Here is a 25,564-nt window from a genome sequence, read left to right on the forward strand (position 1 = left end):
GAACACCGGCGGCGTACACTCGCAGGCCATCCCCCAAGGAGGTCGCGCGATGCGCCGCATGTTGCTCTTGCCCTGCCTGCTGTCCCTGCTGTGGTCGCCCGCACTGCTGGCGGCGCCCGTCGCCAAGCCGGTGGAATGGAAGATCGGCGGTGACACGTTCGCCGGTGTGCTCGTCTACGACGATGCCGTGAAGAAGCCGCGCCCTGGCCTGGTGATGGTGCCCAACTGGAAAGGCGTGAGCGCGTCCGCGATCGAGAAAGCGCAGCTGGTCGCCGGCGACGACTACGTGGTGCTGGTGGCCGATGTCTACGGCAAGGGTATCCGCCCGAAGACCGATGCCGAAGCCGGACCGGTGGCCACCGCGATGCGCGCGGACCGGCCTAAATTGCGCGCTCGCGTGCAGAAGGCGGTCGAGGTGCTGAAGCAGCAACCCGGAACACTGGTCGATGTGACCCGCATCGGCGCATTCGGTTATTGCTTCGGTGGCAGCACGGTGCTGGAACTGGTCCGTGCGGGCGATGCGTTGTCCGGCGTGGTCAGTCTGCACGGTGGGCTCGCCACCGATCTGCCCGCGAGCGGTCCGGTGAAGTCGCCGGTGCTGGTGCTCAACGGCGGCGACGACACGTATGTGTCCGCGACGGAGATCACCGCATTCCAGGACGAAATGCGCAAGGCCGGGGCCGACTGGCAGTTCGTCAGCTTCGGCGGTGCGGTGCACTGCTTCGCCGAATCCGATGCGCAGAATCCGCCGGGTTGCGTGTATCACGCGCCGTCGGCAAAGCGCGCCTACCGGATGATGGCGGACTTCTTCGCCGACGTATTCGTCCGCTGACCGGGCGCGGGCGCGCTCAGTGCCCGCGTTCGACCGCGTAGCGTGCGAGGCCGCGGAGTGCGGCCAGCGCATCGGAGGCCGGCAGGTCGTCGAGCACCTGCTCGGCCAGTGTCGCGTAGTGGTGCGCGCGCTCGCGGCTGTAGTCCAGCCCGCCGGTCGCACGGATCGCCGCCAGCACCTCGGGCATCGCATCCGCTTCGCCGGCCTGCACGATCGCGCGCAAACGGTTTGCCGTGGCGGCATCCGAGTGGCGGATGGCATGGATCAGCGGCAGGGTCGCCTTGCCCTCGGCCAGGTCATCGCCCAGGTTCTTGCCCAGCGCCTCCGCATCGGCGGTGTAGTCGAGCACATCGTCGGCGATCTGGAAGGCATAGCCCAGGGCCATGCCGTAGTCGTAGAGGCGGCGTTGCGTGGCGGCGTCGGCGCCGGACGCCAGTGCGCCGAGCTGCGTGCCCGCCGCGAACAGGACGGCCGTCTTGCGCTCGATCACGCGCAGGTAGGCGGCTTCGTCGGTGTCAGGGTTGTGGACGTGCAGGAGCTGCAGCACTTCGCCTTCGGCGATCCGGTTGGTCGTGTCGGCCAGCAGGCGCATCACGTCCATGCGGTCCAGTTCCACCATCAGCTGGAAACTGCGCGAGTACAGGAAATCGCCGACCAGCACGCTCGGCGCGTTGCCCCACAGGGCGTTCGCCGTGCTGCGGCCGCGACGCAGGTCGGATTCGTCCACCACGTCGTCGTGCAGCAAGGTGGAGGTGTGGATGAACTCGACGATGGCCGCCAACTGGTGGTGATCCGGCGTGCTGGGACCGCAGGCCAGCCCGGCCAGGACCACCAACATGGGCCGCAAACGCTTGCCGCCCGCCGAAATGATGTGGTCGGCGATCTGGTTGATCAGGACGACATCGGACGCCAGGCGGGCCCGGATCAGGGCGTCGACCGCTCCCATGTCGGCGCGGGCGAGCGACTGGATGTCGGCCAGGCCGAGCGCGGGGCGGGGGGATTCGACGACGGCCATGGGGACAGGATTCGGGAAGTGGCTGAATTATAGGCGTTACATGGCGGGGATTTCCTACGCAGGACTGCGGCGGCGGCCGACGGTGGGGGCCTGCCGGGTATACTCCACTGGTCTTTGCCCGCGCTCGGCGGGCATCCCTGAACGGATATCGATATGGCCCGCGGCATCAATAAAGTCATCCTGGTCGGCAACCTCGGCAACGACCCCGAAACCCGCTACACCCAGGGCGGCATGGCGATCACCCGCATCAGCCTGGCGACCACCAGCGTGCGCAAGGACAAGGACGGCAACCAGCAGGAGCGCACCGAATGGCACCGCGTGGTGTTCTTCGGCAAGCTCGGCGAGATCGCCGGCGAATACCTGCGCAAGGGCAGCTCGGTGTACGTCGAGGGCTCGCTCCGCTACGACAAGTACACCGGCCAGGACGGTCAGGAAAAGTACTCCACCGACATCATCGCCGACGAGATGCAGATGCTGGGCGGCCGTGAGGGCGGTGGCGGTGGCGGCGGTGACCGCCCGGCCCGCGCACCGCGCCAGGACTACGGAAACCAGGGCGGTGGCCAGTCGCAGCGTCGCCAGGCGCCGGCCGCACAACAGGCACCGCCGATGGACGATTTCGCGGACGACGACATTCCGTTCTGATCTCGCGCTCTTCGCGGTCGTGACCGATCCAGCAGGAGTTGTGCGTGCCGACATGGCTTGTTACCGGCGGAGCCGGATTCATCGGGGGTAACTTCGTCCTGCGTGCGGTCGCGCGCGGAGTGAAGGTGGTCAACCTGGATCTTCTTACCTATGCCGGCAACGTGGACACGCTGGCGTCGATCAAGGACGACCCGTCGCACGTGTTCGTGGAGGGCGACATCGGTGACCGCGCGCTCGTCGCGCGACTCTTGGCCGAGCACCGGCCGGATGCTGTGGTCAATTTTGCTGCGGAGAGCCATGTCGATCGTTCCATTGACGGACCGGCCGCGTTCGTCCAGACGAATGTGGTGGGTACGCTCGGATTGCTTGAATGCGTCCGCGATCACGTGAAGGACCTCGAACACGGCGCGCGCGATCGGTTCCGCTTCCTGCACGTGTCGACGGACGAGGTTTACGGCTCGCTGGGCGAGACCGGTGCGTTCACGGAGGTCACGGCCTACGCGCCCAACTCGCCGTACTCCGCATCGAAGGCGGCATCGGATCATCTGGTGCGCGCCTTCCATCACACGTTCGGCCTGCCGGTCCTGACGACTCACTGCTCGAACAACTATGGCCCGTACCAGTTTCCCGAAAAGCTGATCCCGCTGATCATCGCGCGTGCGCTCGCCGAAGAGCCGCTGCCGGTGTACGGAGATGGCCGGAATGTCCGCGACTGGCTTTTCGTCGGCGACCATTGTGAGGCCATTTTTACCGTCCTGGAGAAGGGGCGCGTGGGGGAGACGTACAATATCGGTGGCAACGCCGAAATGCAGAACCTCGACGTAGTCCACGCCATCTGCGCACTGCTCGATGCACGGGTGCCGCGCACCGACGGGAAACCGCGGAGCAGCCAGATCATCTTCGTGACGGATCGCCCGGGCCATGACCGCCGCTATGCGATCGATGCGTCCAAGCTGCGCGACGAATTGGGCTGGGAGCCCGAATACACCTTCGGGGAAGGTATCGTGGAAACGGTGGATTGGTACTTGGCCAATCAAGCCTGGACGACGCGCGTGCTGGATGGCAGCTACCGCCTCGAACGTATCGGCAAGGCGTTTTGACATGGGAACGATGGGAACGCGCAAGGGCATCATCCTCGCGGGCGGCTCGGGTACTCGCCTTTATCCGCTGACGCGGGCGATCAGCAAACAACTGCTGCCGGTCTACGACAAGCCGATGATCTATTACCCGCTTAGCGTGCTGATGCTGGCGGGGATACGTGAGGTGCTGGTCATCAACACGCCGCACGAGCAGGCGTTGTTCAAGGCGATGTTGGGCGATGGCTCCCAGTGGGGCATGGATATCCAGTACGCAGTGCAGCCGAGTCCGGATGGGTTGGCGCAGGCCTACCTGATCGGCAAGGAGTTTGTCGGTGGAAAGCCGAGCTGCCTGGTGCTGGGCGACAACATCTTCTACGGGCATGGATTCACCGAGATGCTCCGCCGGGCGAACGCGCGCGAAGAGGGCGCCACGGTTTTCGGGTACTGGGTCAATGATCCGGAACGCTACGGGGTGGCCGAGTTCGACCAGGGAGGGCGCGTGATCGGGATCGAGGAAAAACCGATCTCGCCGCGCTCCAACTACGCCGTCACTGGCTTGTACTTCTATGATGGCCGGGCCAGCGAGTACGCTGCCGAGCTGAAGCCCTCGGCGCGTGGCGAACTGGAGATCACCGATCTCAATCGCCGTTATCTTGAGCAGGGTGCATTGCACCTGCAGCCCCTTGGGCGTGGGCATGCATGGCTGGACACCGGCACGCACCAAGCGCTGCTGGAAGCATCCAACTTCATCGAGACGATCGAAGCGCGGCAAGGCTTGCGCGTGTGCTGTCCGGAAGAAATCGCGTTCGGAAACGGCTGGATCGACGCCGCCCAGGTCGAGAAGCTGGCGGCTCCGTTGATCAAGAGTGGTTATGGGCAGTACCTGATGTCGCTGGTCGCGCGCGGGGTCGTGCGGTGAAGGTCATCCAGACGCCATTGCAGGGGTGCGTCGTCGTGGAGCCTGCCGTCTTCGACGACGAGCGGGGTTTCTTCTTCGAAAGCTGGAATGCCGATCGCTATGCCCATCATGGGCTCCATTTCACGGTTGTCCAGAGCAACGTGTCTGCCTCCGTGCGCGGCGTCGTGCGTGGCCTCCATTACCAGTGGCCGAATCCGCAAGGCAAGTTGGTCAGCGTGCTGGAGGGCGAGGTATACGACGTCGCCGTCGATATCCGCCGTGGATCGCCGACCTTCGGGCGGTGGGCTGCCGTCATGCTCAGCGCCGAGAACAAGCGACAGTTCTGGATTCCGGAGGGATTCGCGCATGGGTTCGCGGTCGTCTCCGAGCGCGCGGTGTTCAGCTACCTGTGCACGGCGGTCTACGACAGAGCGGCGGACGCAGGCGTACGCTGGGACGATCCGGCCATCGGCATCGACTGGCCCGTGACCGATCCGCAATTGTCGGCCAAGGACGCCATCGCGCCGCTGCTGGCGGACGTGGTGCCGGAGCGACTGCCGACGTACACGCCATGAAGGTCCTGATACTGGGCGGCAACGGCCAAGTCGGGCATGAGTTGAGACGCAGCCTGGCGCCGATGGGCGAAGTCGTCGTGACCACGCGATCCGGTGAACTTCCCGATGGCGTGCGTTGTGAAGTGGCCGATTTCGACGATCTCGCGTCCCTGGACGATCTGGTCCAGCGCGTGGCGCCGAGCGCGATCGTCAATGCGGCCGCCTACACCGCCGTCGACAAGGCCGAGGATGACGCCGACGCGGCCTTTCGCGCCAATGCCGAAGCGCCGGGCGTACTGGCACGGGCCAGCGCCGCGCGGGGCATTCCATTCGTGCATTACTCGACCGACTACGTCTTCGATGGCCAGGGCGCGCGCGCCTATCGCGAGGACGACCCGACCGCGCCCCTGGGCGTCTACGGCGCCAGCAAGCTGGCTGGCGAAGATGCGATCCGGTCGGCCGGCGGTCGCCATCTGATCCTGCGCACCGCGTGGGTGTATGGCAAACACGGCCATAACTTCATGAAGACGATGCTGCGGCTCGGCGCGGATCGCGACGAGGTGCGCGTTGTCGCGGACCAGGTGGGTACGCCTACGCCGGCGGCACTGATCGCGGACGTGACGGCGGAACTGCTTCGCAAGCAGGACGCTCCGTCGGGGACATTCCACCTGACGCCTCGTGGCGAAACGAGCTGGCATGGATTCGCAGAAGCCATCTTCGAGGAAGCTGCGACACGCGGGCTAATCGCGCGCGCGCCCAAAGTGCTCCCTATCGCCACATCCGACTACTCCACGCGTGCCCGTCGTCCTGGCTACTCCCGTCTCGACATCGGCAAGCTGGAAGCCGTGCTTGGACATCCGCTGCCCGAGTGGCGCGTCGGCTTGCAGCGGGTGTTCGGCGACTGATTCCATTTCATTCCGGGGTTAGCCGCACATCGTTTGAGTAACGCGTTCAGTCCGTCGTGCGCATCGCCCGCCGCAACCACGGTGAAGCCAGCAGGGCGATCGCGGCGCATCCCAGGCCGATCCACATCATCAGCCAGAACAGGTCGGCGAAGCCGGTGGCCGCGTGCGCGATATCGAGCGTGCCGTCGTCTGGAATATCCATCGCTGCAAGTTTGCCGAACTGCGCGGCAAGCGTTTCCGAGAATGCGGTCGCCAGCAGCCACATGCCCATCATCGAGCTCACCACCCGCGGCACCGACAGTTCGGTGACGGCGGCCAGGCTGACGGGGGCCAGGCACATTTCGCCGATCTCGAGCAGCAGGTAGGCCAGCACCAGCCACCACACGCTCGCGATCACACCGGTATCGCCTACCTGTTGCGCCGCGAGCGCCAGCGGGATGAAGGACAGACCCCCGAACAAGAGACCAAGCGCGCCTTTCACCGGCTTGGACGGATCGAGGCCGCGCCGGCCCAGCGTGGCCCACAGCCACGCGAACACGGGCGCCAGCACCACCAGGAACATCGCGCCCAGGTAGGTCAGCGAGCCGGCGGTCTGCGGCAGCACCAACGAATCACGCAGTACCAGCACCACCATCAGCGCGGCCGTGCCGAGGAACAAGGCGCGCGGCGGCCCCGTGCGCGTGCTCCGCTCCGACCAGCGCGACGCGATCACGAACGACAGCGGCATCGCCACCAGCGCCCAGGTGGACCACGGCGCGCTGCCGAGGAAAAGCGCGATGTTCGCGGTAACGCTATCCGACCAGACCACTACCGATGCCGGCTGTACCAGCGACGGGAACAGGTCTTTCGTCAGCATCCGGTCGGTGAACATCACCCACGAGCCGTACGTCTGCTCGTACAGGGTGAAGAACACCAGGCACATGAAGATCAGCGCCATTAGCGCCAGCATCTGGCGACGCTGCACCGGTGTGCACTGCGTGGTGATGAACCAGAGGAACCACGCCAGCACCGTGGCCAGCACCAGCAGCATCAGCGCGAGTGCGAGCGAGAATTCGCCGCCCAGCGCGAACGCGCCGTTGGCCGCCGCCCACATCAGCCACGCCACGGGCAGCACACCCAGTGCGGCGCCGGCGTAGATCAGCCATTCCCGAGGGATACCCAACATCGGTGCGCGGAGCGCCGCGGGCGAAGGCGGTTCGGCGTGGCCCTGCAGGTAGCGCTGGCCCCAGAGGAACATCGCCAGGCCCAGCAGCATGCCGATGCCGGCGGCGCCGAAACCGTACTTCCAGCCCAGCGTCTCGCCGAGATAGCCGCACACCAGCGAGGCGAGCAGGGCGCCGAGATTGATGCCGGCGTAAAAAAGGCTGAAGCCGCCATCACGGCGCGGATCGCCCGCCGGATACAGGCGGCCGACGATGCCGGTGATGTTGGGCTTCAGGAAACCCACGCCCATCACGATCAGCGCGAGCGACACGTACATCGTGCGCAGCGCGCCTTCATCGCGCGTGACCACGCCAGCGTCCATGGTCGCCGCCGAGCCTTCCAGCGCCATGCCCGCATGGCCGGCCACCAGCAGCAACCCGCCGAAGACCACCGCCTTGCGCATGCCCAGCCAGCGGTCGGCCAGCACGCCGCCGATCACCGGCACGCAGTAGACCAGTCCGCCGTAGGCCCCGATGAGGTCGTAGCCCGCGCCGTCCGCGAACAGGTGGTACTTGGTCAGGTACAGCAGCAACAGCGCCTTCATCCCGTAGAAGGAGAAGCGCTCCCACATCTCGGTGAAGAAGCAGACGTAGACCCCCTTGGGATGACCCAGGAAGTCGTCGCGGCCGGTAGCCGCGGGGGCGAGGGGGGGCAAGGGCCGCTCCGGCGGGGATTCCGGGGCGAGTATAGCGACGGCGCCCGTTCCGGCTGGACTTGCCGGGCAGCGGACGCTAGCGTGTCGGCTTTCCGCAATTCGGGAACATGCAATGAGCTCGGGGACCCCGCAACTTACCTTCCGCGCCGTGGTGCTGGCCATCGTGCTGGCCGTCGTGCTGTCGGCCGCCAACGCCTACCTGGGCCTGTTCGCCGGCCTGACCGTGGCCACCGCCATCCCGGCGGCCGTCGTTTCGATGGGCGTGCTGCGCCTGCTGGGCGGCGGCACGATCCTGGAGAACAACATCGTGCAGACCGGCGCCTCCGCCGGTTCGTCGATCGCGGCCGGTGTGATCTTCACGATTCCCGCGCTGATCATCCTGGGCTACTGGCAGGACTTCCAGTACTCCTGGGTGCTCGCAATCGCCGGCCTGGGCGGCCTGCTGGGCGTGCTGTTCTCGGTACCGCTGCGCCGCTCGATGATTGTCGAGGAGCCGCTACCGTTCCCCGAAGGCAAGGCCGCGGCCGAAGTGCTCAAGGCCGGTGAGAATCCGGGCCCTGGCCTGAAGATCCTGGCGTTCTCCGCCGCCATCGGCGCCGTGTTGAAGGTCGCCGCGCACAGCGGCATGCGCCTGATCCCCGACACCGCCGCGGGCGCAGGCTTCTTCGGCAAGTACCTCGGTTACATGGGCACCAACCTGTCGCCGGCATTGCTGGGCGTGGGCTACATCGTGGGCCTGAACATCGGCATCGTGGTGCTGTCGGGCAGCATCCTGTCCTGGCACATCGCCATCCCGCTGTACCACATGTTCTTCATGGGTACCGATCCTGCGCTGGCGCAGAGCGTTGCAGGCGCAGGTGCCGAAGATGTGGCCGGTGCCATCTGGTCGGCGAAGATCCGCTACCTGGGCGTGGGCGCGATGCTGATCGGCGGCGTGTGGACGTTGTTCTCGCTGCGCAAGTCGCTGCTGTCGGGCGTGAAGAGCGGCATCGCCGCCGCGCGCGCCGGTTCCGGTGGCGCCGATGTCGCCGAGACCGAGCGCGACCTGCCGATGAAGTGGATGCTGGTGGCGCTGGTGGTCTTCGTGCTGCCGCTGCTGCTGCTGTACCAAGCCATCGTCGGCGTGTGGCACGTCAGCATCCCGATGGCGATCATCATGATCGTGGCCGGCTTCCTGTTCGTGTCCGTATCGGCCTACCTGGCCGGCCTGGTCGGTTCGTCGAACAACCCGGTGTCGGGCATCACCATCGCTACCATCCTGTTCGCCTCCGTCGTGCTGCTGTTGCTGCTCGGCGAGAGCGGCCGCATGGCGGTCGGTTCCGGCGGGGCGCCGTTGGGCGCCGTGGCCGCGATCATGATCGGCGCGGTGGTGTGCTGCGCGGCGGCCGTGGGTGGCGACAACCTGCAGGACCTCAAGGCCGGTTACCTGGTCGGTGCGACCCCGTGGAAGCAGCAGCTGATGCTGGGCATCGGCGCATTCTCCTGCGCGCTGATCATGGCGCCGGTGCTGAACATCCTGTCCGAAGCCTACGGCATCGGTGCACCGACGGCCGAGCATCCGAATCCGCTTTCCGCCCCGCAGGCCACGCTGATGGCGTCGGTCGCCAAGGGCTTGTTCGGGGGCGAACTGCCGTGGGGCGTCATCGGCATCGGCGCGATCATCGGCGCGATCATCATCGCCGTCGACGAGACGCTGAAAGCCAAGGGAAGCAGCTTCCGCGTGCCGGTATTGGCTGCCGCGATCGGCATCTATCTGCCGCTGGAGCTGATGGTGCCGATCTTCCTCGGCGGCCTGCTCGCCTACCTGGTCGAGAAGCGCCACGGCATGGTCGGCACGAAGGACGAGGAGGCGCGCGACCGCATCCACCGTCCCGGCACCTTGTTCGCCGCGGGCCTGATCACTGGTGAAGCGCTGATGGGCATCGCGGTCGGCATCGCCATCTACGTGTCCAAGGATCGCGACGTGCTGGTGCTGCCGGAAGCCTTCCAGCAGGGCGAGATCGTCGGCCTGGTGATCCTGGCGATCGTGGGCTGGCTGCTCTACCGCACCGGCGCCAAGTCGAAGGCGCTGGGCGACGCCGAACCCGGCCCCCGTTAAGCCAATACACGGCGCAAGGGCGTGACTTCACGCCTTTGCGCCGCGGCGCGCTTAGCGCCTAACATCGGGGTTTCCCTGTTGCCGGAGCCCCGGATGAAGCTCAAATCCGCCCTGTTGCCCTTCTGCCTGCTGGTGGCGCTGCCGTCGCTGGCCGCTGCGCGCGGCCTCGACGTGCGCGACCTGCAGAAGCTGGATCGCGTTGCCTCGCCCGTGTTGTCGCCGGACGGCAGCACCGTGCTGTTCGCCAAGCGCGTGGTCGATGCCGACGTGACCAAGGGCAGCAGCAGCCTGTGGTTCCGCAACCTGCTGACGCGCGACATGGGCCCGCCCAAGCGCCTGACGCCCGAAGGCTGGAACGTCAATTCGCCCGCGTTCTCGCCCGATGGCAAGACGGTCTACTTCCTCAGCGGCAAGTCGGGCATCCAGCAGCTCTACGCGTTGCCGCTGGCCGGCGGCACGCCGCGCCAGCTGACGGCGTTCGCGCTGGACATCGCCAGCTACAAGCTGTCGCCGGACGGCACGCGCGTGCTGTTCAGCGCCGACACCTTCGCCGACTGCAAGGCGGACTTCGCCTGCACGCAGAAGAAGCTCGACGCCACTGCGGCGAAGAAGAGCACCGGCGTGGTCTACGACGGCCTGTTCGTCCGCCATTGGGATACCTGGGCCGACGGCCGCCGCAGCCGCCTGTTCGTGGCGGCGCTGCCGGGTGCCAAGGCCAAGGCCGTGAGCACGGCCACGTCGTTGACGGACCGATTGGATGGCGACGCGCCGTCCAAGCCGTTCGGGGGCGCCGATGAGTACACCTGGTCGCCGGACGGCGCCTCGGTGGTGGCATCGGTGCGCGTCGCCGACAAGGGCGAGGCGTGGTCGACCAACTTCGACCTGTACAAGATCGCCGCCGACGGCGGCAGCGCGCCCGTCAACCTGACTGCCGCCAACCCTGCGTGGGACACCGGCCCGGTGTTCAGTGCGGACGGCAAGACGTTGTTCTACCGCGCGATGAAGCGCCCGGGTTTCGAAGCCGACCGCTACGGCCTGATGTCGATGGACCTGGACAACGGGAAAGTCCGCGAGATCGCACCGAACTGGGATCGCAGCGCCGACAGCATCGTGCTCTCGGAAGACGGTCAACGGATCTATACCACCGCGCAGGACATCGGCGAGCACCCCTTGTTCTCGGTGGATATCCAGAGCGGTCAGGCCCGCAAGATCGTCGGCGACGGTAGCGTTTCGGCGTTCGACATGGTCGGCAAGACGCTGGTGTTGTCGCGCAACACCTTGAAGTCCGGCGACGTGATCTACGCCACCAGCGATGACGTCGGCACCACGTTGCGCGCGATCACGCCCAGCGCCGATGAGGTCCTGAAGGACGTCTCGTTCGGCGACTTCGAACAGTTCAACTTCAAGGGCTGGAACAACGAGACCGTGCACGGTTACGTGGTCAAGCCGCACGACTACGTGGAAGGCAAGAAATACCCGGTGGCGTTCCTGATCCACGGCGGCCCGCAGGGCAGCTTCGGCAACGGTTGGAGCTATCGCTGGAACCCGCAGACCTACGCTGGCCAGGGCTACGCGGTGGTGATGATCGATTTCCACGGCTCGACCGGTTACGGCCAGGCCTTCACCGACGCGATCAGCCAGCACTGGGGCGACCGCCCGCTGGAAGACCTGCAGAAGGGGTGGGCGGCGGCGCAGAAGCAGTACGCCTTCCTCGACGGCAAGAACGCGTGCGCGCTGGGCGCCAGCTACGGCGGCTACATGATCAACTGGATCGCCGGCAACTGGAACGAGCCGTGGAAGTGCCTGGTCAACCACGACGGCGTGTTCGACATCCGCTCGATGGCCTACGTCACCGAGGAGCTGTGGTTCACCGAGTGGGAGAACGGCGGCACTCCTTACGACGTGCCGAAGAACATCGAGAAATTCAACCCGGTCAACCACATCGCCAAGTGGCGCGTGCCGATGTTGGTGGTGCAGGGCGAGAAAGACTACCGCGTGCCGGTGGATCAGGGCCTGTCCACGTTCACCGCGCTGCAGCGCAAGGGCATCGAATCCAAGCTGCTGTACTTCCCGGACGAGAACCACTGGGTGCTCAAGCCGCAGAACAGCATCCTGTGGCACGACACCGTCAATGCGTGGCTGAAGCAGCACATCGGCCGCTGACGCTTTCTCGAAAGGGCCGGTCATGCCGGCCCTTTCTCTTTGACTGAAGGAGAACCCACCGATGGCGATCGAAGCCACCGAACCTTCCACTGCGCTCATCCAGAATGACATCGTCCTGTTCGGCCTGATCGCCGCCACGCTGGGCGTGGTGTTCTGGACGTCTTCGCGCGAGACGGGCTTCTTCAAGAAGTTCTACACCTACGTGCCCGCGCTGCTGCTGTGCTACTTCATTCCCGGCATTTTCAACAGCGTCGGCCTGATCGACGGCGCCGCCAGCAAGCTCTACAACCCGGTCGCGAGCCGCGTGCTGCTGCCGGCGGCATTGGTGTTGCTGACATTGACCATCGACCTGAAGGGCGTGCTGAAACTGGGTCCCAAGCTGCTGGTGATGTATGCGGCGGCATCGGCCAGCGTGATGATCGGTGCATTCGTGGCGTTCGGCGTGATGGATGCGGTGCATCCGGAAACCGTGGCCGGTGATACCTGGGGCGGCATGGCCGCGCTGGCGGGTAGCTGGATCGGCGGCGGCGCGAACATGGTGGCGATGAAGGAGGTCTTCCAGGTCGACGAGACCACGTTCGGCCAGTTCGTCGTCATCGACGTCGCGGTCGGCTATGTCTGGATGGCCGTGTTGATCTTCCTGGCGAACCGTGCGAAGGCCATCGATGCGCATACGGGCGCCGATACGCGCGCGATCGAGGAACTCAAGGAACGCCTGGCGTCCTATCAGAAGCAGCACGAGCGGGTCACCACGTTGACGGACCTGATGGTGATCCTGGCGATCGCCTTCGGTACGGTCGGTCTCGCGCACGCCGTTGCCGGACCGGCGTCGGCCTGGTTTGGCGGCTTCGCATGGGCGAAGCAGGTGAGCCTGCACGAGCCGTTCGTCTGGGTGGTCGTGCTGTCGACGCTGATCGGCTTGGGCCTGAGCCTGACCCGTGCGCGCGAGTTGGACGGTGCGGGCGCGTCGAAGATCGGTGCGCTGTTCCTGTACATCCTCATCGCCTGCATCGGCATGCAGATGGATATCGGCTCGCTGGCCGACAAGCCGTGGCTGCTGGCATTGGGCGTGATCTGGATCCTGGTGCACATCGTGCTGCTGGCACTGCTGGGCAAGCTGCTGCGTGTGCCGTTCTTCTATTTCGCGATGGGCTCGCAGAGCAATATCGGCGGGCCGGCATCGGCGCCGGTGGTGGCCTCGGTGTTCCATCCCTCGCTCGCGCCGGTCGGCGCGTTGCTGGGTGCGCTGGGCTATGCCACCGGCACGGTGGCGGCGTACGCGGTCGGCGTTGGCCTGCGCGCGATGGCGGGGCAGGGTTGATACGGACTCCACTGTAGGAGCGACGTAAGTCGCGACCGGGAACATCAACGTCGCGACTTACGTCGCTCCTACAGGAAAGCCGGAACGAAAAAGGGCGAAGCTACCGGCTTCGCCCTTTTTGTTTGCCTGACGGAATCGATCAGCAACAGCGGAACCCGCTCCTGCCGCCGAACCGCGCTTCCTGCCGCTCGCGGAAGAACGTCTTGTAGTCCATCGGCTCGCGGTCCGGGTGCTTCTCCAGCACATGCCGGACGTAGTTGTCGTAGTCCGGAATGCCGCAGCACAGGCGCGCGGTCTGCACCAGCCTCCGCCACACACGCTTGTGCGTGGCGAAGTGCGAGAGCGGAACGAGTTCCGTGCCCATGGCTTACAGCCAGGCCTTCTGCTGTTCGTCGGTCAGCGCGACGTACGGTGACTCGCGATCGGTACGCACGCTGCTGGCGCGCGCCTTCAGGATCGCCTTGACCGCATACAGCAGCACGCTGAACACCACGAACAGGAACAGGACGGTCAGGCCGGTGTTGACGTAGCTGTTGATCACCACCTGGTGCATCTGGCTCATGCTCTTGGCCGCGCCGAGCAGCTGGCCGTCGGCGATGGAGGCCTGGTACTTCTTCGCCTGGGCGACGAAGCCGACCGCCGGGTTGCTGTCGAAGATCTTGATAAGGCCCGCGTAGGTCGTGCAGATCAGCAGCCAGATCGCCGGGACGACGGTGACCCAGGCGTAGCGGTCGCGCTTCATCTTGAACAGCACCACCGTGCACAGCATCAGCGCGATGCCGGCAAGCATCTGGTTGGCGATGCCGAACAGCGGCCATAGCGTGTTGATGCCGCCCAGCGGATCGACCACGCCCTGGTACAGGAAGTAACCCCACAGCGCGACGCAGCCGGCGGTGCCGATGACGTTCGCGCCCCAGGAATCCGTCTTGCGCAGCGGCGGGATGAAGTTGCCCAGCAGGTCCTGCAGCATGAAGCGGCCGGCACGCGTGCCCGCATCCACTGCGGTCAGGATGAAGAGCGCTTCGAACAGGATGGCGAAGTGATACCAGAAGGCCATCATCGCGTCGCCGCCCGGCAGTGCGTCGTGCAGGATCACGGCGATACCCACGGCCAGCGTCGGTGCGCCACCGGCGCGCGAGATGATCGTGCTTTCGCCGATGTTGTGCGCCGTCTGCGTCAGCATTTCCGGCGTCACCACGAAGCCCCAACTGCTGACCTTCGCAGCCACGTCGACCGCGCTGGTGCCGATGGCGGCGGCGGGGCTGTTCATGGCGAAGTAGACGCCGGGCTCGATGATCGAGGCCGCGACCAACGCCATGATGGCGACGAACGATTCCATCAGCATGCCGCCGTAGCCGATGTAGCGGGTGTGGGTTTCATTGGCCAGCAGCTTGGGCGAGGTGCCCGAGCTGATCAGCGCATGGAAGCCCGAGACCGCACCGCAGGCGATGGTGATGAAGAGGAACGGGAACAAGCCGCCCTTCCACACCGGACCGTCGCCGGTGCTGGCGAATTGGGTCAGCGCCGGCATCTTCAGCGAGGTCACTTCCGGGCTGGCGATGACGATGCCGATGGCCAGCGCGACGATCACGCCAATCTTGAGGAAGGTCGACAGGTAGTCGCGCGGCGCCAGCAGCAGCCACACGGGCAGCACGGCGGCGACGAAACCGTAGCCGATCAGCATCCAGGTGATCTGGGTGCCGGTGAAGGTGAACGCCGGGCCCCACGTGGGATGCGCGCCGACCTTGCCGCCGAACCAGATGGCCAGCAGCAACAGGATGATGCCGACCACCGAGATCTCTCCGATCTTGCCGGGGCGGATGTAGCGCATGTAGATGCCCATGAAGATCGCGATGGGCATCGTGGCGATCACCGTGAACATACCCCACGGGCTTTCAGCCAGCGCCTTCACCACGATCATCGCCAGCACCGCCAGGATGATGATCATGATCAGGAACGCGCCGAACAGCGCGATGGTGCCGGCCACCTGGCCCATTTCCTCGCGGACCAGATCACCCAGCGAGCGGCCGTTGCGGCGGCTGGAGATGAACAGGACCATGAAATCCTGCACCGCGCCCGCGAGCACCACGCCGGCGATCAGCCAGAGCATGCCGGGCAGGTAGCCCATCTGCGCCGCGAGCACCGGGCCCACCAGCGGGCCGGCGCCGGCGATGGCGGCGAAGTGGTGGCCGAACAACACGTGCTTGTTGGTGGGCACGTAGTCCAGGCCATCGTTGTTGATGTGCGCGGGGGTCGCGCGGGTCGGGTCCAGCCCCATCACGTTCTTCGCGATGTACAGGCTGTAGTAGCGGTACGCCACCAGGTAGATGGACACCGCCGCCACGACGATCCACAGCGCGCTGATCTGCTCGCCCTGGCGCAAGGCCACGACGCCCAGACACCCTGCGCCGAGGAGCGCGAGCGCCGCCCAGCCGATCTTGGAAAAACCATTCATTCGGGAACCCTCCGACAAGTCGGGACAAGGGTCACCCCATGCGGGAGGCCGGTCAATCCGTAACGGCCGATTCAGCCTTCAACTTTGGTCGCAATCCGATGGCGTAGGGCGCTCAGAGCCAGCGCGAACGCTTGAACAGCCGGTACAGGCCGAAGCAGGCCAGCGCCACGCCCGCGATCAGGATGGGGTAGGCGAAGCGTCCGCCCAGCTCGGGCATGTGCTCGAAGTTCATGCCGTACCAACTGGTGATCAGGGTGGGCGCGGCGAGCAGTGCGGCCCAGGCACCCAGGCGTTTGACGATCTCGCCCTGGGCCAGCGTCACCAGCGAGAGGTTCACGCTGAGCGCCGTCGTCAGCATTTCGCGCAGCGTGTCGGTGTATTCATTGACGCGCAGCACATGGTCCTGCACGTCGCGGAAGTACAACCGCACTTCTTCGGGGATCAGTGTGCTCTGCGAGCGGGTCAGCTGCGCCAGCACGTCCTGCAGCGGCGCCACCGCCAGACGCATCTGGGTCAGTTCGCGCTTCAGTTCGTACAGCTTCACCACCGTCACCCGGCGATAGGTGTCGGCGAAGATGTCCTTCTCCAGCGTGTCCAGCGTCTGCTTGAACTGGTCGATGATCGGCCGGTAGTTGTCGACGATGTAGTCGAGCACCGCATAGAGTCCATACGACGGACCGAGCGCGAGCAGTTCGGGTTCGCGCTGCACGCGCTCGCGCACCGGCGCATACGACAGCGAGGCGCCGTGGCGCACGGTCACCAGATAGCGCGGACCGAGGAAGGCGTGGGTCTCGCCGAACTTGATGCGGTCGTCCACCACCTGCGCGGTATGCACAGCCACGAACAGCGAGTTGCCGTAGGCCTCCAGCTTCGGACGCTGGTGCGCGTTCTGCGCGTCCTCGACGGCGAGGTCGTGCAGGCAGAACTCCTCCTGCAGTTTCTCCAGGATGGTGTCCGCCGGTTCGTACAGGCCCACCCAGATGAAGCTGCCGTCGTCGACGGCCAGCACGTCGCTGATCTCATCCAGGCTGATGTCGCGCCGCTTGCCACCGTGGTCGTAGACCACGCAATTGATGACGCACTGGGGCAGGATGGGTTTCTTGGCGGGGGTGGCGACATCATTCATGGCGTGAATCGTGCGCCACGGAGCCGCGTCCGACAAGCCCGTGCGCGTCCTGTAGGAGCGACGTGAGTCGCGACCAAGCGAATGACACGCCTGGAAGCCCCTTACGCACGGATCCTGTGGAGGGCGCTTCGGCTCTTTCCTCAGGATCCGTGCTCCTTCCGTTTTTATGGGTGTTCCGCTTCCGCGGTCGCGACTCACGTCGCTCCTACAGAAAGCCGGGGGCAGCTCACTGGGCGACGAAGCGGATCGCCTGGCCGCCACCCGGTGCCAGCTTCAGCGTCAGCGTGTCGTCGCGCGTCACGCTGCGCTCCTCGATCACGATGTCCTGCGGCGCGGTCTTCCAGTTCGCCTTGTCGCCGTCGCGATAGATCTGCGCGGTGTAACGACGGCCTTCGTCGAGGAACGACAACGGCACGCTGAGCGTGCGGCCGTCTTCGTCGGTCAGCGCGCCCAGGTACCAGTTGGGGCCGCCGCGCTCCTTGCGGGCAATGGTCACGTAGTCGCCCACTTCACCGTTCAGCACGCGCGTGTCGTCCCAGTCCACCGGCACGTCCTTGATGAACTGGAACGGCGCCGGGTTCTTCTCGTAGTTCTCAAGGAGATCCGCGGCCATCTGCAGCGGGCTGTAGATGACGACATACAGCGAGAGCTGCTTGGCCCAGGTGGTGGCGATGCCGTCGGTGGAGCGCGTCTTCATGCCGAAGATGCCCGGCGTGTAGTCCATCGGTCCGGCGAGCAGGCGGGTGAACACCAGGTTGGCTTCATGCTCCGGGGGATTGCCGGGCTGGCCCCAGGCGCTGAACTCCATGCCGCGCGCGCCTTCTCGGGTGATCCAGTTCGGATAGGTGCGGCGCAGACCGCTGTCCTTGATCGGCTCGTGCGGATTGACGGCGATATGGCGCTTCGCCGCCTCAGTCACCACCTTCATGTGGTGGCGCGCCATGTCCTGGCCTTCGTGCCACGCGTAGTGGCGCTTGCCGTCGGTGCCGGTGACCTTGGCCTGACTGGCATCGGCCACATAGCCGGTCTTCACCGCAGGCACGCCGACGCGCTGGTACAGGTCGAACGCGGCATCGAGTTGCGACTCGTAGTGCGCGGCGTTGCCCGAGGTCTCGTGGTGGCCGATCAGCACGACGTTCTTCGAACGGGCGTAGCGGCTGAGCGCTTCGAGGTCGAAGTCGGGATACGACTTCGTGAAGCTGAAATCCTCGCCGTTGCCGAACCAGTCGCCGTCCCAACCCACGTTCCAACCTTCGACGAGCACGCCGCCGAAACCGTTTTTCGCGGCGAAATCGATGTGCTTGCGGACGTTCTCGTTGGTGGCGCCGTGCTTGGGGCCGGAGGCCCAGCTCTTCAGCTCCAGGTGCATCTCCCACCACACGCCGACGTACTTCATCGGCTTCACCCAGGACACGTCGCCGAGCGCGTTGGGCTCGTTGAGGTTGAGGGTCAGGCCGGACATCGCCAGGCCGGCGGCATCGTCGCTCAGCAACAGCGTGCGCCACGGCGTATCGAACGGCGCGGCACGCACGACCTTGCCCTCGCCGATGCCCTGTGTCAGGTCCGCCTTCAGTTTGCGGCCGTCGACCCGGGTCAGGTTCATGCCGCTGTAGTCGACCAGCGCGGCTTCGTGGATCGACACGTGGGTGCCGTCCTCGAACTTGAAGGTGATCGGCGTCTGCGCATCGCCGACCTGCTGCACGGGCGTGCGGTGGTACAGGTATTCCTCGCGGTTCCATTCCCCGGCGGGAATCCACCACGCGGTCGCGTCACGGGCCAGCGAGAACTCGGTCAGCTCCTCGCTGATCTTCACCTGCTCCAGGCCGGGCTGCTTCGGGAAGCGGTAGCGGAAGCCGACGCCGTCGTCGAACACGCGGAACACCACGTCGAAGCTGCGGAAGGGCTTGGCCTTCTCCTTCAGCGTGACCGTCAGTTCGTTGTAGTGGTTGCGGATGAAGCGGCGCTCACCCCAAGGCTGCTCCCAGGTCTCGTCGAAGGAGCGCGTGCGCGGCTGGACGATCTCGATGTTGCGCTCGAACTTGGGCGCGTCCACCAACAGGAAGCCAAGCCGCGACGAGGCGATGACCGGCTGGCCTTTGCGCGAGACGGCATACGCGGGCCTGCCATCGTTGTCGGTGGACAGCTCCACCACGATGGAGCCGTCGGGCGAGGCGACACGCGGCCCTGGTGCGGCATGCGCGGTGGCGCTGGACAGCAGGACGAGGAGCGGAAGGAGGAAACGGGACATGCGACCCTCGCGATAAGCAGAGGGCCGCATCGTGCGTGGCGTGGCTCAGTGCGACAAGCGTCGGGGCATGAATACGTATGCAAGTGCCAGGTGCACCGGCAGCAGCAACGCGATCCACGACTGGTTGTATTGCAGCCGCAGCGGCAGCCAGTGCAGGAACCATGCGACCAAGGCGCCCACCGCGATGGCGACCGTAAGCCAGCCGAACCACGCGGGCGGGATGCGGCGGCGCAGCACGGCAATTGCGCCGGGTATCAGCAACACGCACAGCGGGTTCAACAGCAGCAGATTGCGGTTGGCCCACGCCGCCCAGTGCTCGGTGAAGCCCCAGAGATACACCAGCAGCGCGCCCGCCACGAAGCACACCAGCCACAACGGCAGCGCGAGCGCCGCGACCACGCGCGCGTTCCGACGGCCCACGAATGCGACCAACAACGCGATGGCAACGCCAGCGGCCAGCCATGGCCACCAACGACGCGGCGTCTCGGCGGGTTCGGCCGCGATCCGGTGCGGCAGCAATTGCATCTCGGACTGCACCAGCGGACGTCCCGCGGCGTTCTTCGCCTCGCGCAGGCTGTCGGCCAGGCGCATCGGTACATAGGCTTCTTCCCAGCGCGACATGGGCTTGTCCGCCGACGGCCCCAGGCCTACATCGAAGCCGAGCCACATCCACGTCGCCGGCGAGGCCAGGCGCACCGCTTCGCTGCGGAAGGTGTTGCCGCGCGAACGGCCGGCGAGCTGCGATTTCAAACGGCCGCCGAGCGCGGCATCCAGTGCGTCGCGCACTTGCGTGGAGCAGTTGGAGGTGAAGTAGTCGTAGCGGTAGCGCGCGTTCTCCGGGCGCGCACGCTCGGCCAGTGCGTCGGCCAGGGCCTGCGCCTGTTCGGGCGTAACGTCCAGCCACTGCAGCGACACGCCGCGTCCGCTGTCGCGGTACTGCGCGAGGTCCTGCTCGAACGGCAGCGCGACCAGGTAATACATCATGTGGCCGCGGGCGAAGTTGCCGACGAAGTCGGCTTCCGACGGATCGAAGAAGCCGAAGTTGTATGAGATCGCATCGCCATTGGCGGGGTCGACCACGACGATGGCGTTGTGGCCGAAGCGTTCGAAGAAGACTTCGCCCGGCTGCATGGTCGCCACGCCGATCCGTGGCGCCGCCCAGGCGCTCGCCGCCAGCAGCCACAGCGCGCCCAGCAGCGCCAGGCGCGTGGCCAGGCTACGCATCGGCCAGCACTCCGACGTGGAAGGCGTGCACGCGTCGCGCATCCGCGCGCGCCACGCGGAACATGAAGCGGCCCAGCGTCAGCTCCTCGCCGGTTTCCGGCAGGTGGCCGATCGCGGCCGTCACCAGCCCGCCGACCGTGTCGTACTCGTCGTCGGGGAAGTCCGCGCCGAAGCGCTCGTTGAAATCGGAAATGGGCGTGAGCGCGTCCACCACGAACTGGCCATCGGCCTGCGCCGCGATCAAGGCGGCCCCGTCCTCGGCTTCATCGTGTTCGTCGTCGATCTCGCCGACGATCTGCTCCAGCACGTCCTCGATGGTCACCAGGCCGGCGACGCCGCCGTACTCGTCCACCACGATCGCCATGTGGTTGCGCGACAGGCGGAATTCCTTCAGTAGAAGGTTGAGCTTCTTCGACTCCGGGATCAGCACCGCGGGCCGCAGCAGTTCGCGCACGCTGCCGGGGCCGTTGTCGGCCACCACGCCACGCAGCAGGTCCTTCGCCAGCAGGATGCCGAGGATCTCGTCCTTGTTCTCGCCATGCACCGGGAAGCGGGAGTGGCCGGATTCGACCACCTGCTTCATCAGGTCGAGGAAGCGCGCCTCGACGGGCAGCGAGACCATCTGGGAGCGCGAGACCATGACGTCGCCCACGGTGAGGTCGGCCACATCGATGGCGCCTTCCATCATCTTCAGGGTATCGCCGCCGATCAGGCCGTCGGACTGCGCGTCGCGCAGGAGGGCCACCAGGTCTTCGCGTGTGCTGGGTTCGCCGGAGAACGCCGAACTGAGGCGGTCCAGCCAAGTGCGCCGTTTCTCCGAAGGTTTGTCGGAGCCATCCGGCGCGTGGGTACTGTCGTCTTCTGACATCTCGTGGGGGTGTGCGCCCGGTCGGGCGTGGGGGCCAGTCTAACCCGGTTGGGGCACGGCTGCAGGCAGGGTCAAGCGCCGGCGGGTTCCGCCGGCGTGGCGTCCTCGGGCGCTTCCTCTTCGGGCACGTCCAGGCTGTAGCTGCAACCCACGAGCGTCTTCCCCGGGTGCGAGGCGACGTTGCTGACGTTGAGGACGACGGACTCGATCAATACCTTGCCGTTCTTCGCGTCACGCGTTTCCTCGCTGCGCAGTTCCTTGCCGAACATGGCCTTGGCTGGCGTATCGATGGCGGTTTCGAGCGCGAGTTCCTTCGCCAACGGTCGCGGATCGGGCAGGTCCAGGATCGCCATCACGCTGCCGCCGGTGAAGGCGATGTGGTCGGTGTCTTTCCCGAACACGCGGATCGGCGAGGCCAGCCGGTATTCGGTCATGAACATGTTCGCCTGCGGCAGCGGCTGCCAGCCGAGGGCGACGGCCTTCAGCGGGTCTTCCAGCGCGGGGGCGAGCGCGGTGAGGTCGGCGATGTCGCCACGGCATTCGATCAGTGAGGCGAGGTCGCTCGTGGTGGCCTGCGCGCGCACGGCGAACGGCAGGGCCAGCGCCACGCAGGACGCGAGCAGCAGGGTGCGCAGCATGGTCAGTCTTCCGCGTAAGGGTCGTCGATGCCGAGGTCGGCGAGGATCTCGCGTTCGAGCTGCTCCATGCACTCGGCTTCCTTGTCATCCTCGTGGTCCCAGCCCAGCAGGTGCAGGGTGCCGTGGACGGTCATGTGGGCGTAATGCGCGGCCAGCGGCTTCTTCTGTTCGCGGGCTTCGCGCGCCACGACCGGCGCGCAGATCACCAGGTCGCCGAGCAGCGGCATCTTCACGCCCTTGGGCAGCTTCACGCCTTCGGCCATCTCGGCCGGGAAGCTCAGCACGTTGGTGGCGTAGTCGCGGCCACGGTAATGGCGGTTGAGCGCGCGGCCTTCCTTGCTGTCGACGATGCGGATCGCCAGGTCGGCCTCGCGGATCCGGCCCGCCAGCGCGGCGGCCACCCATTTGCGGAAGCTCACCGCCGAGGGAATGCCGGCGCGGGGCAACGCGTAGTTCACGGAGACTTCGAGGCGGACGGGGCCTTGGGTCATGACGATCGCTGTCGACGGAGGGGATCAGGCAGGGCCGGTTTCCGCGTCCTTGCCGTCGCGTGCATCGTAAGCCCGCACGATCTTCGCGACCAGCGGGTGGCGCACCACGTCGCGGCTGGTGAAGAAGGTGAACGAAATGCCGTCGACGTTGCGCAATACCTCCAGCGCGTCCTTCAGGCCGGACTTCTGGTGCTTCGGCAGGTCCACCTGGGTCAGGTCGCCGGTGACGACGGCGGTGCTGCCGTAACCGATACGCGTGAGGAACATCTTCATCTGCTCGATGGTGGTGTTCTGCGCCTCGTCAAGGATGACGAACGCATCGTTGAGCGTGCGCCCGCGCATGTAGGCCAGCGGCGCGATCTCGATGACGTTCTTCTCCAACAACTTGACCACTTTCTCCACGCCCAGCATCTCGTACAGCGCGTCGTACAGCGGGCGCAGGTACGGGTCGACCTTCTGCGACAGGTCGCCGGGCAGGAAGCCCAGCTTCTCGCCGGCTTCCACCGCCGGGCGCACCAGGATCAGGCGCTGCACGCGCGACTCGTTCAGTGCTTCCACCGCGCTGGCGACGGCCAGGAACGTCTTGCCGGTGCCGGCCGGGCCGATGCCGAAGTTGATGTCGTGGGTGGCGATAGCATGCAGGTACTTGGCCTGGTTGGCGCCACGGCCGCGCACCGTGCCGCGCTTGACCTTGATCGCCACGTCCTGCGGCTCATAGCCGTCCTCGGCGACGCGCTCCACGTTGGCGGCGTTCAACCGCAGGTGGATCGCCTCGCTGTCGAAGGTTTCGCCGGCGGCTTCCTCGTAGAGGGAATGCAGCAGTTTCTCCGTCGCGACGACGGCTTTCTCCGGGCCGGTGACCCGGAAGACCGCGCCGCGGTTGGCGATCTCCACGCCCAGCCGCAGTTCGATCTGGCGCAGGTGCGCGTCGAAGGGGCCGGCGAGATTGGCCAGGCGTTCGGTGTTCTCGGGTTCCAGGGCGAATTCGCGTTTGCTGGGTTCTGTCATGGGGCAGGGGAGTGTTCGGTTCGTTGGCTAGTGACGCGTCTGGTCGTCAGCGTCGTCGACGGGCCACTGGTTGAAGACGTAGACCTCGTCCTCGACGAGGGCTTGGTCGAAGTGTTCCGCATTGGGCGCTTCGTCGCGACCGACCTGGGCGGGTTCGTCTTCGACAGCGAGGACGACCCAGCCCTGTTCGCGGATGAACTCGGAGGCGCGTCGCATCGGGTCGTCGGCGAATCCGGGCTTTTGGTAGCAGGTGACGTACGCGCCGCCGGCTTCGGCGAAGTCCGGGCTGTCGGCACGCGGCCGGGCTTCCAGCGTGAACACCCACAGGCGGGGGCTATCCGAGGAAATGGCGGCGATCCTGACAAACGCAAGGCGGGCGCGCAGCGTAGCGCGGGCGCCACGGACCGGCCAGCCGTGTGCCGTTCGTCGGAATCGGCTTGAAATTTAATTAATCATAAAATTAAATAATCGCCATGACGACGAAAAAGCCCTCCAGCCGCTCCAGCACGCAGGCGGACACGCCTGCGCCGGACCCCCGCAAGCGCACCCGCGGGCGCCGCCCGACTGCCGAGACCGCCGACCTGCGCGCCACCCTGCTGGACGCCGCACTGGCCTGCTTTGTCCGGCGTGGGATCGCGGCCACCTCGCTGCGCGACATCGCCACGGAGGCGGGCGTGACGCCGGCACTGGTGCACTACTACTTCGGCGACAAGGCCCAGTTGCAGGAGGCCGTGGTGGCCGAGCGACTGCTGCCGGTGGTGGCGCAGATGCGCGCACCGGTCATGCAGGCCGGTAGTGGAGACGTCGCGGGCCTGATCGCCGGTTTCGTACATGGCATCGGCGGGGTGGTGGCGCAGCATCCCTGGCTGCCGACGCTGTGGGTGCGCGAGATCCTCTGCGAAGGCGGCGCGCTGCGCGAGATGATGATCAGCCAGGTCGGCCCGCTGCTGCCGAAGATGATGGCCGGCCGCTTCGCCGCCGCCCAGCAGGCCGGGCAGCTCAATCCGGACCTCGACCCGCGCCTGCTGATGGTGTCGCTGATCGGGCTGACCATGTTCCCGATGGCGAGCGCGCCGATCTGGCGGCAGTTGTTTGGCGCCGACGATATCGACTTCAACGACCTGCGCCGGCACACGCTGGTGCTGCTGGACCGTGGACTGGAGCTGGACCATGCGAAATGAACTGCAACGCGGCGCGATGGCGGCCGCGATCCTGATGATGGCCGGTTGCGCCGCCGACGCGCCCGCGGCCCTGGGCACGCTGGAATGGGACCGGGTGACGCTTCCGTCGCCGGTCGCCGAGAAAATCGTGCGCATCGACGTGCGCGAAGGCCAGCAGGTGGCCGCAGGGGCGCCGTTGGTGCAGCTCGAGCTGGCGCGCACCCAGTCGCAACTGGCCGCCGCGCAGGCGCAAGCGACGCAGAGTCGCGAAGCCTTGGCAGAACTGCGCGCCGGTCCGCGCGTTGAGGCCATCGCTCAAGCACGTGCCAGCCTGGCGGCCGCGCAAGCGCAGGCCCGGGACGCGGACGCGTATTACGCGCGCCTGCAACCGCTGGGGCGCCAGCGTCTGGTCGCTGCCTCCGAGGTGGATCGCGCGCGCGCGGCGTCGCAGAGCGCGCAGGCGCAGGTGCGCCTGGCGCAGGCCGCGTTGTTGGAGCTGGAACACGGCACGCGCACCGAACAGGTCGCCCAAGGCGAGGCCGCCGTCGCATCGGCGGACGCACAGGCGCGGGTGCAGGCGGTGACGCTGGAAAAGCTCAACATCGTCGCACCACGTGCGGGTCGCATCGACAGCCTGCCGTACAAGCTGGGTGACCAGGCCCCGGTCGGCGCGCCGCTCGCGGTCATGCTGGTCGGCGATGCGCCGTATGCGCGCGTGTACCTGCCGCAGGCGATGCGCAACCGGCTGAAAGTCGGCGACACGGTGCGCGTGCGCCTGGAAGGCGAGGGCGCGACACACGAGGGCCGCGTGCGGATGATCCGCAGCGAGCCCAGCTTCACGCCGTACTTCGCGCTGACCGGCCAGGACGCCGCGCGCCTGAGTTACCTCGCTGAAATCAGCCTGGGCAAGGATGCCGCCGGCCTTCCGGTGGGCGCGCCGCTGCAGGTGGTGTCCGATGGCGACGAATGATGAGGGGCTGG

General features: G+C 66.5%; 23 protein-coding genes. 11 read left to right on the forward strand and 12 right to left on the reverse strand.

Features of this window, described 5'->3' with window-relative positions; translation table 11 throughout:
- The first annotated feature begins 49 nt into the window (after positions 1-49).
- Positions 50-832, forward strand: a complete 783-nt coding sequence (locus tag BM365_RS15055) for a dienelactone hydrolase family protein (protein ID WP_093490318.1) — start codon at positions 50-52, stop codon at positions 830-832.
- A 16-nt stretch (positions 833-848) separates the two neighbouring features.
- Here BM365_RS15055 and BM365_RS15060 read toward each other — a convergent pair whose 3' ends face one another.
- The gene (locus tag BM365_RS15060) at positions 849-1,847 is read right to left on the reverse strand and encodes a polyprenyl synthetase family protein (RefSeq protein ID WP_093490319.1); all 999 of its coding nucleotides are present in this window, start codon (positions 1,845-1,847) and stop codon (positions 849-851) included.
- A gap of 153 nt (positions 1,848-2,000) precedes the next feature.
- Between BM365_RS15060 and ssb the strand changes: the two genes are divergently transcribed.
- The 5 genes from ssb to rfbD are packed head-to-tail and all read left to right on the forward strand — an operon-like array spanning position 2,001 to position 5,925.
- Positions 2,001-2,489, forward strand: a complete 489-nt coding sequence (gene ssb, locus BM365_RS15065; RefSeq protein WP_093490320.1) for a single-stranded DNA-binding protein — start codon at positions 2,001-2,003, stop codon at positions 2,487-2,489.
- A gap of 44 nt (positions 2,490-2,533) precedes the next feature.
- Entirely contained in the window at positions 2,534-3,589 is a 1,056-nt protein-coding gene (rfbB, locus tag BM365_RS15070) for a dTDP-glucose 4,6-dehydratase (RefSeq protein WP_093490819.1), read from the forward strand.
- A 10-nt stretch (positions 3,590-3,599) separates the two neighbouring features.
- Entirely contained in the window at positions 3,600-4,487 is an 888-nt protein-coding gene (gene rfbA / locus BM365_RS15075; protein WP_093490820.1) for a glucose-1-phosphate thymidylyltransferase RfbA, read from the forward strand.
- Complete coding sequence (gene rfbC, locus BM365_RS15080) at positions 4,484-5,041, forward strand: dTDP-4-dehydrorhamnose 3,5-epimerase (RefSeq protein WP_093490321.1); 558 nt, start codon at positions 4,484-4,486, stop codon at positions 5,039-5,041. The genes rfbA and rfbC overlap by 4 nt, the downstream gene beginning before the upstream one ends.
- Positions 5,038-5,925, forward strand: a complete 888-nt coding sequence (gene rfbD, locus BM365_RS15085) for a dTDP-4-dehydrorhamnose reductase (protein ID WP_093490322.1) — start codon at positions 5,038-5,040, stop codon at positions 5,923-5,925. Before rfbC ends, rfbD begins: the two co-directional genes overlap by 4 nt.
- 46 nt (positions 5,926-5,971) lie before the next feature.
- Here the strand turns inward: rfbD and BM365_RS15090 are convergent, their stop codons facing one another.
- Positions 5,972-7,783, reverse strand: coding sequence for a peptide MFS transporter (locus tag BM365_RS15090; protein WP_233210823.1), 1,812 nt, complete (start codon positions 7,781-7,783; stop codon positions 5,972-5,974).
- 112 nt (positions 7,784-7,895) lie between these two features.
- Here BM365_RS15090 and BM365_RS15095 point away from each other — a divergent pair, with 112 nt between their 5' ends.
- The 3 genes from BM365_RS15095 (at position 7,896) to BM365_RS15105 (ending at position 13,365) form a co-directional block, all read left to right on the forward strand.
- Positions 7,896-9,881: an OPT family oligopeptide transporter gene (locus tag BM365_RS15095; protein WP_093490323.1), complete on the forward strand. Its 1,986-nt coding sequence runs from the start codon at positions 7,896-7,898 to the stop codon at positions 9,879-9,881.
- Between the two features lie 93 nt (positions 9,882-9,974).
- On the forward strand, positions 9,975-12,044 hold the full coding sequence (locus tag BM365_RS15100) for an alpha/beta hydrolase family protein (RefSeq protein ID WP_093490324.1): 2,070 nt from the start codon (positions 9,975-9,977) through the stop codon (positions 12,042-12,044).
- A 61-nt stretch (positions 12,045-12,105) separates the two neighbouring features.
- A complete protein-coding gene (locus tag BM365_RS15105; protein WP_093490325.1) occupies positions 12,106-13,365 on the forward strand; it encodes a DUF819 family protein in 1,260 nt (419 codons plus the stop codon).
- A 139-nt stretch (positions 13,366-13,504) separates the two neighbouring features.
- Here BM365_RS15105 and BM365_RS15110 read toward each other — a convergent pair whose 3' ends face one another.
- The 10 genes from BM365_RS15110 to BM365_RS15155 all read right to left on the reverse strand — a co-directional run bounded on the left by BM365_RS15110 (position 13,505) and on the right by BM365_RS15155 (position 23,744).
- A complete protein-coding gene (locus tag BM365_RS15110; RefSeq protein ID WP_093490326.1) occupies positions 13,505-13,729 on the reverse strand; it encodes a YbdD/YjiX family protein in 225 nt (74 codons plus the stop codon).
- A 3-nt stretch (positions 13,730-13,732) separates the two neighbouring features.
- Positions 13,733-15,820, reverse strand: coding sequence for a carbon starvation CstA family protein (locus BM365_RS15115; protein WP_093490327.1), 2,088 nt, complete (start codon positions 15,818-15,820; stop codon positions 13,733-13,735).
- Positions 15,821-15,932: 112 nt separating this feature from the next.
- Positions 15,933-16,946 (reverse strand): magnesium/cobalt transporter CorA, encoded by a 1,014-nt coding sequence (gene corA, locus BM365_RS15120; RefSeq protein ID WP_093490328.1) that lies wholly within the window; start codon positions 16,944-16,946, stop codon positions 15,933-15,935.
- Between the two features lie 226 nt (positions 16,947-17,172).
- On the reverse strand, positions 17,173-19,194 hold the full coding sequence (locus BM365_RS15125) for a glycoside hydrolase family 97 protein (protein WP_233210824.1): 2,022 nt from the start codon (positions 19,192-19,194) through the stop codon (positions 17,173-17,175).
- A 45-nt stretch (positions 19,195-19,239) separates the two neighbouring features.
- Complete coding sequence (locus tag BM365_RS15130; RefSeq protein WP_175502100.1) at positions 19,240-20,418, reverse strand: lipoprotein N-acyltransferase Lnb domain-containing protein; 1,179 nt, start codon at positions 20,416-20,418, stop codon at positions 19,240-19,242.
- The gene (locus BM365_RS15135; protein WP_093490331.1) at positions 20,411-21,286 is read right to left on the reverse strand and encodes an HlyC/CorC family transporter; all 876 of its coding nucleotides are present in this window, start codon (positions 21,284-21,286) and stop codon (positions 20,411-20,413) included. The genes BM365_RS15130 and BM365_RS15135 overlap by 8 nt, the downstream gene beginning before the upstream one ends.
- 71 nt (positions 21,287-21,357) lie before the next feature.
- Entirely contained in the window at positions 21,358-21,924 is a 567-nt protein-coding gene (locus tag BM365_RS15140; protein WP_093490332.1) for a hypothetical protein, read from the reverse strand.
- Between the two features lie 2 nt (positions 21,925-21,926).
- Entirely contained in the window at positions 21,927-22,415 is a 489-nt protein-coding gene (ybeY, locus tag BM365_RS15145; RefSeq protein ID WP_093490333.1) for an rRNA maturation RNase YbeY, read from the reverse strand.
- 24 nt (positions 22,416-22,439) lie between these two features.
- Complete coding sequence (locus BM365_RS15150) at positions 22,440-23,423, reverse strand: PhoH family protein (RefSeq protein ID WP_093490334.1); 984 nt, start codon at positions 23,421-23,423, stop codon at positions 22,440-22,442.
- Positions 23,424-23,450: 27 nt separating this feature from the next.
- Complete coding sequence (locus tag BM365_RS15155; RefSeq protein WP_093490335.1) at positions 23,451-23,744, reverse strand: hypothetical protein; 294 nt, start codon at positions 23,742-23,744, stop codon at positions 23,451-23,453.
- Positions 23,745-23,896: 152 nt separating this feature from the next.
- Between BM365_RS15155 and BM365_RS15160 the strand changes: the two genes are divergently transcribed.
- Together BM365_RS15160 and BM365_RS15165 are read left to right on the forward strand one after the other, a co-directional pair.
- Positions 23,897-24,604, forward strand: a complete 708-nt coding sequence (locus BM365_RS15160) for a TetR/AcrR family transcriptional regulator (protein WP_093490336.1) — start codon at positions 23,897-23,899, stop codon at positions 24,602-24,604.
- Entirely contained in the window at positions 24,594-25,553 is a 960-nt protein-coding gene (locus BM365_RS15165) for an HlyD family secretion protein (RefSeq protein ID WP_093490822.1), read from the forward strand. The genes BM365_RS15160 and BM365_RS15165 overlap by 11 nt, the downstream gene beginning before the upstream one ends.
- Positions 25,554-25,564 lie beyond the last annotated feature (11 nt).

This window comes from Pseudoxanthomonas sp. YR558, from assembly GCF_900116385.1.
Classification (GTDB): Bacteria; Pseudomonadota; Gammaproteobacteria; order Xanthomonadales; family Xanthomonadaceae; genus Pseudoxanthomonas_A.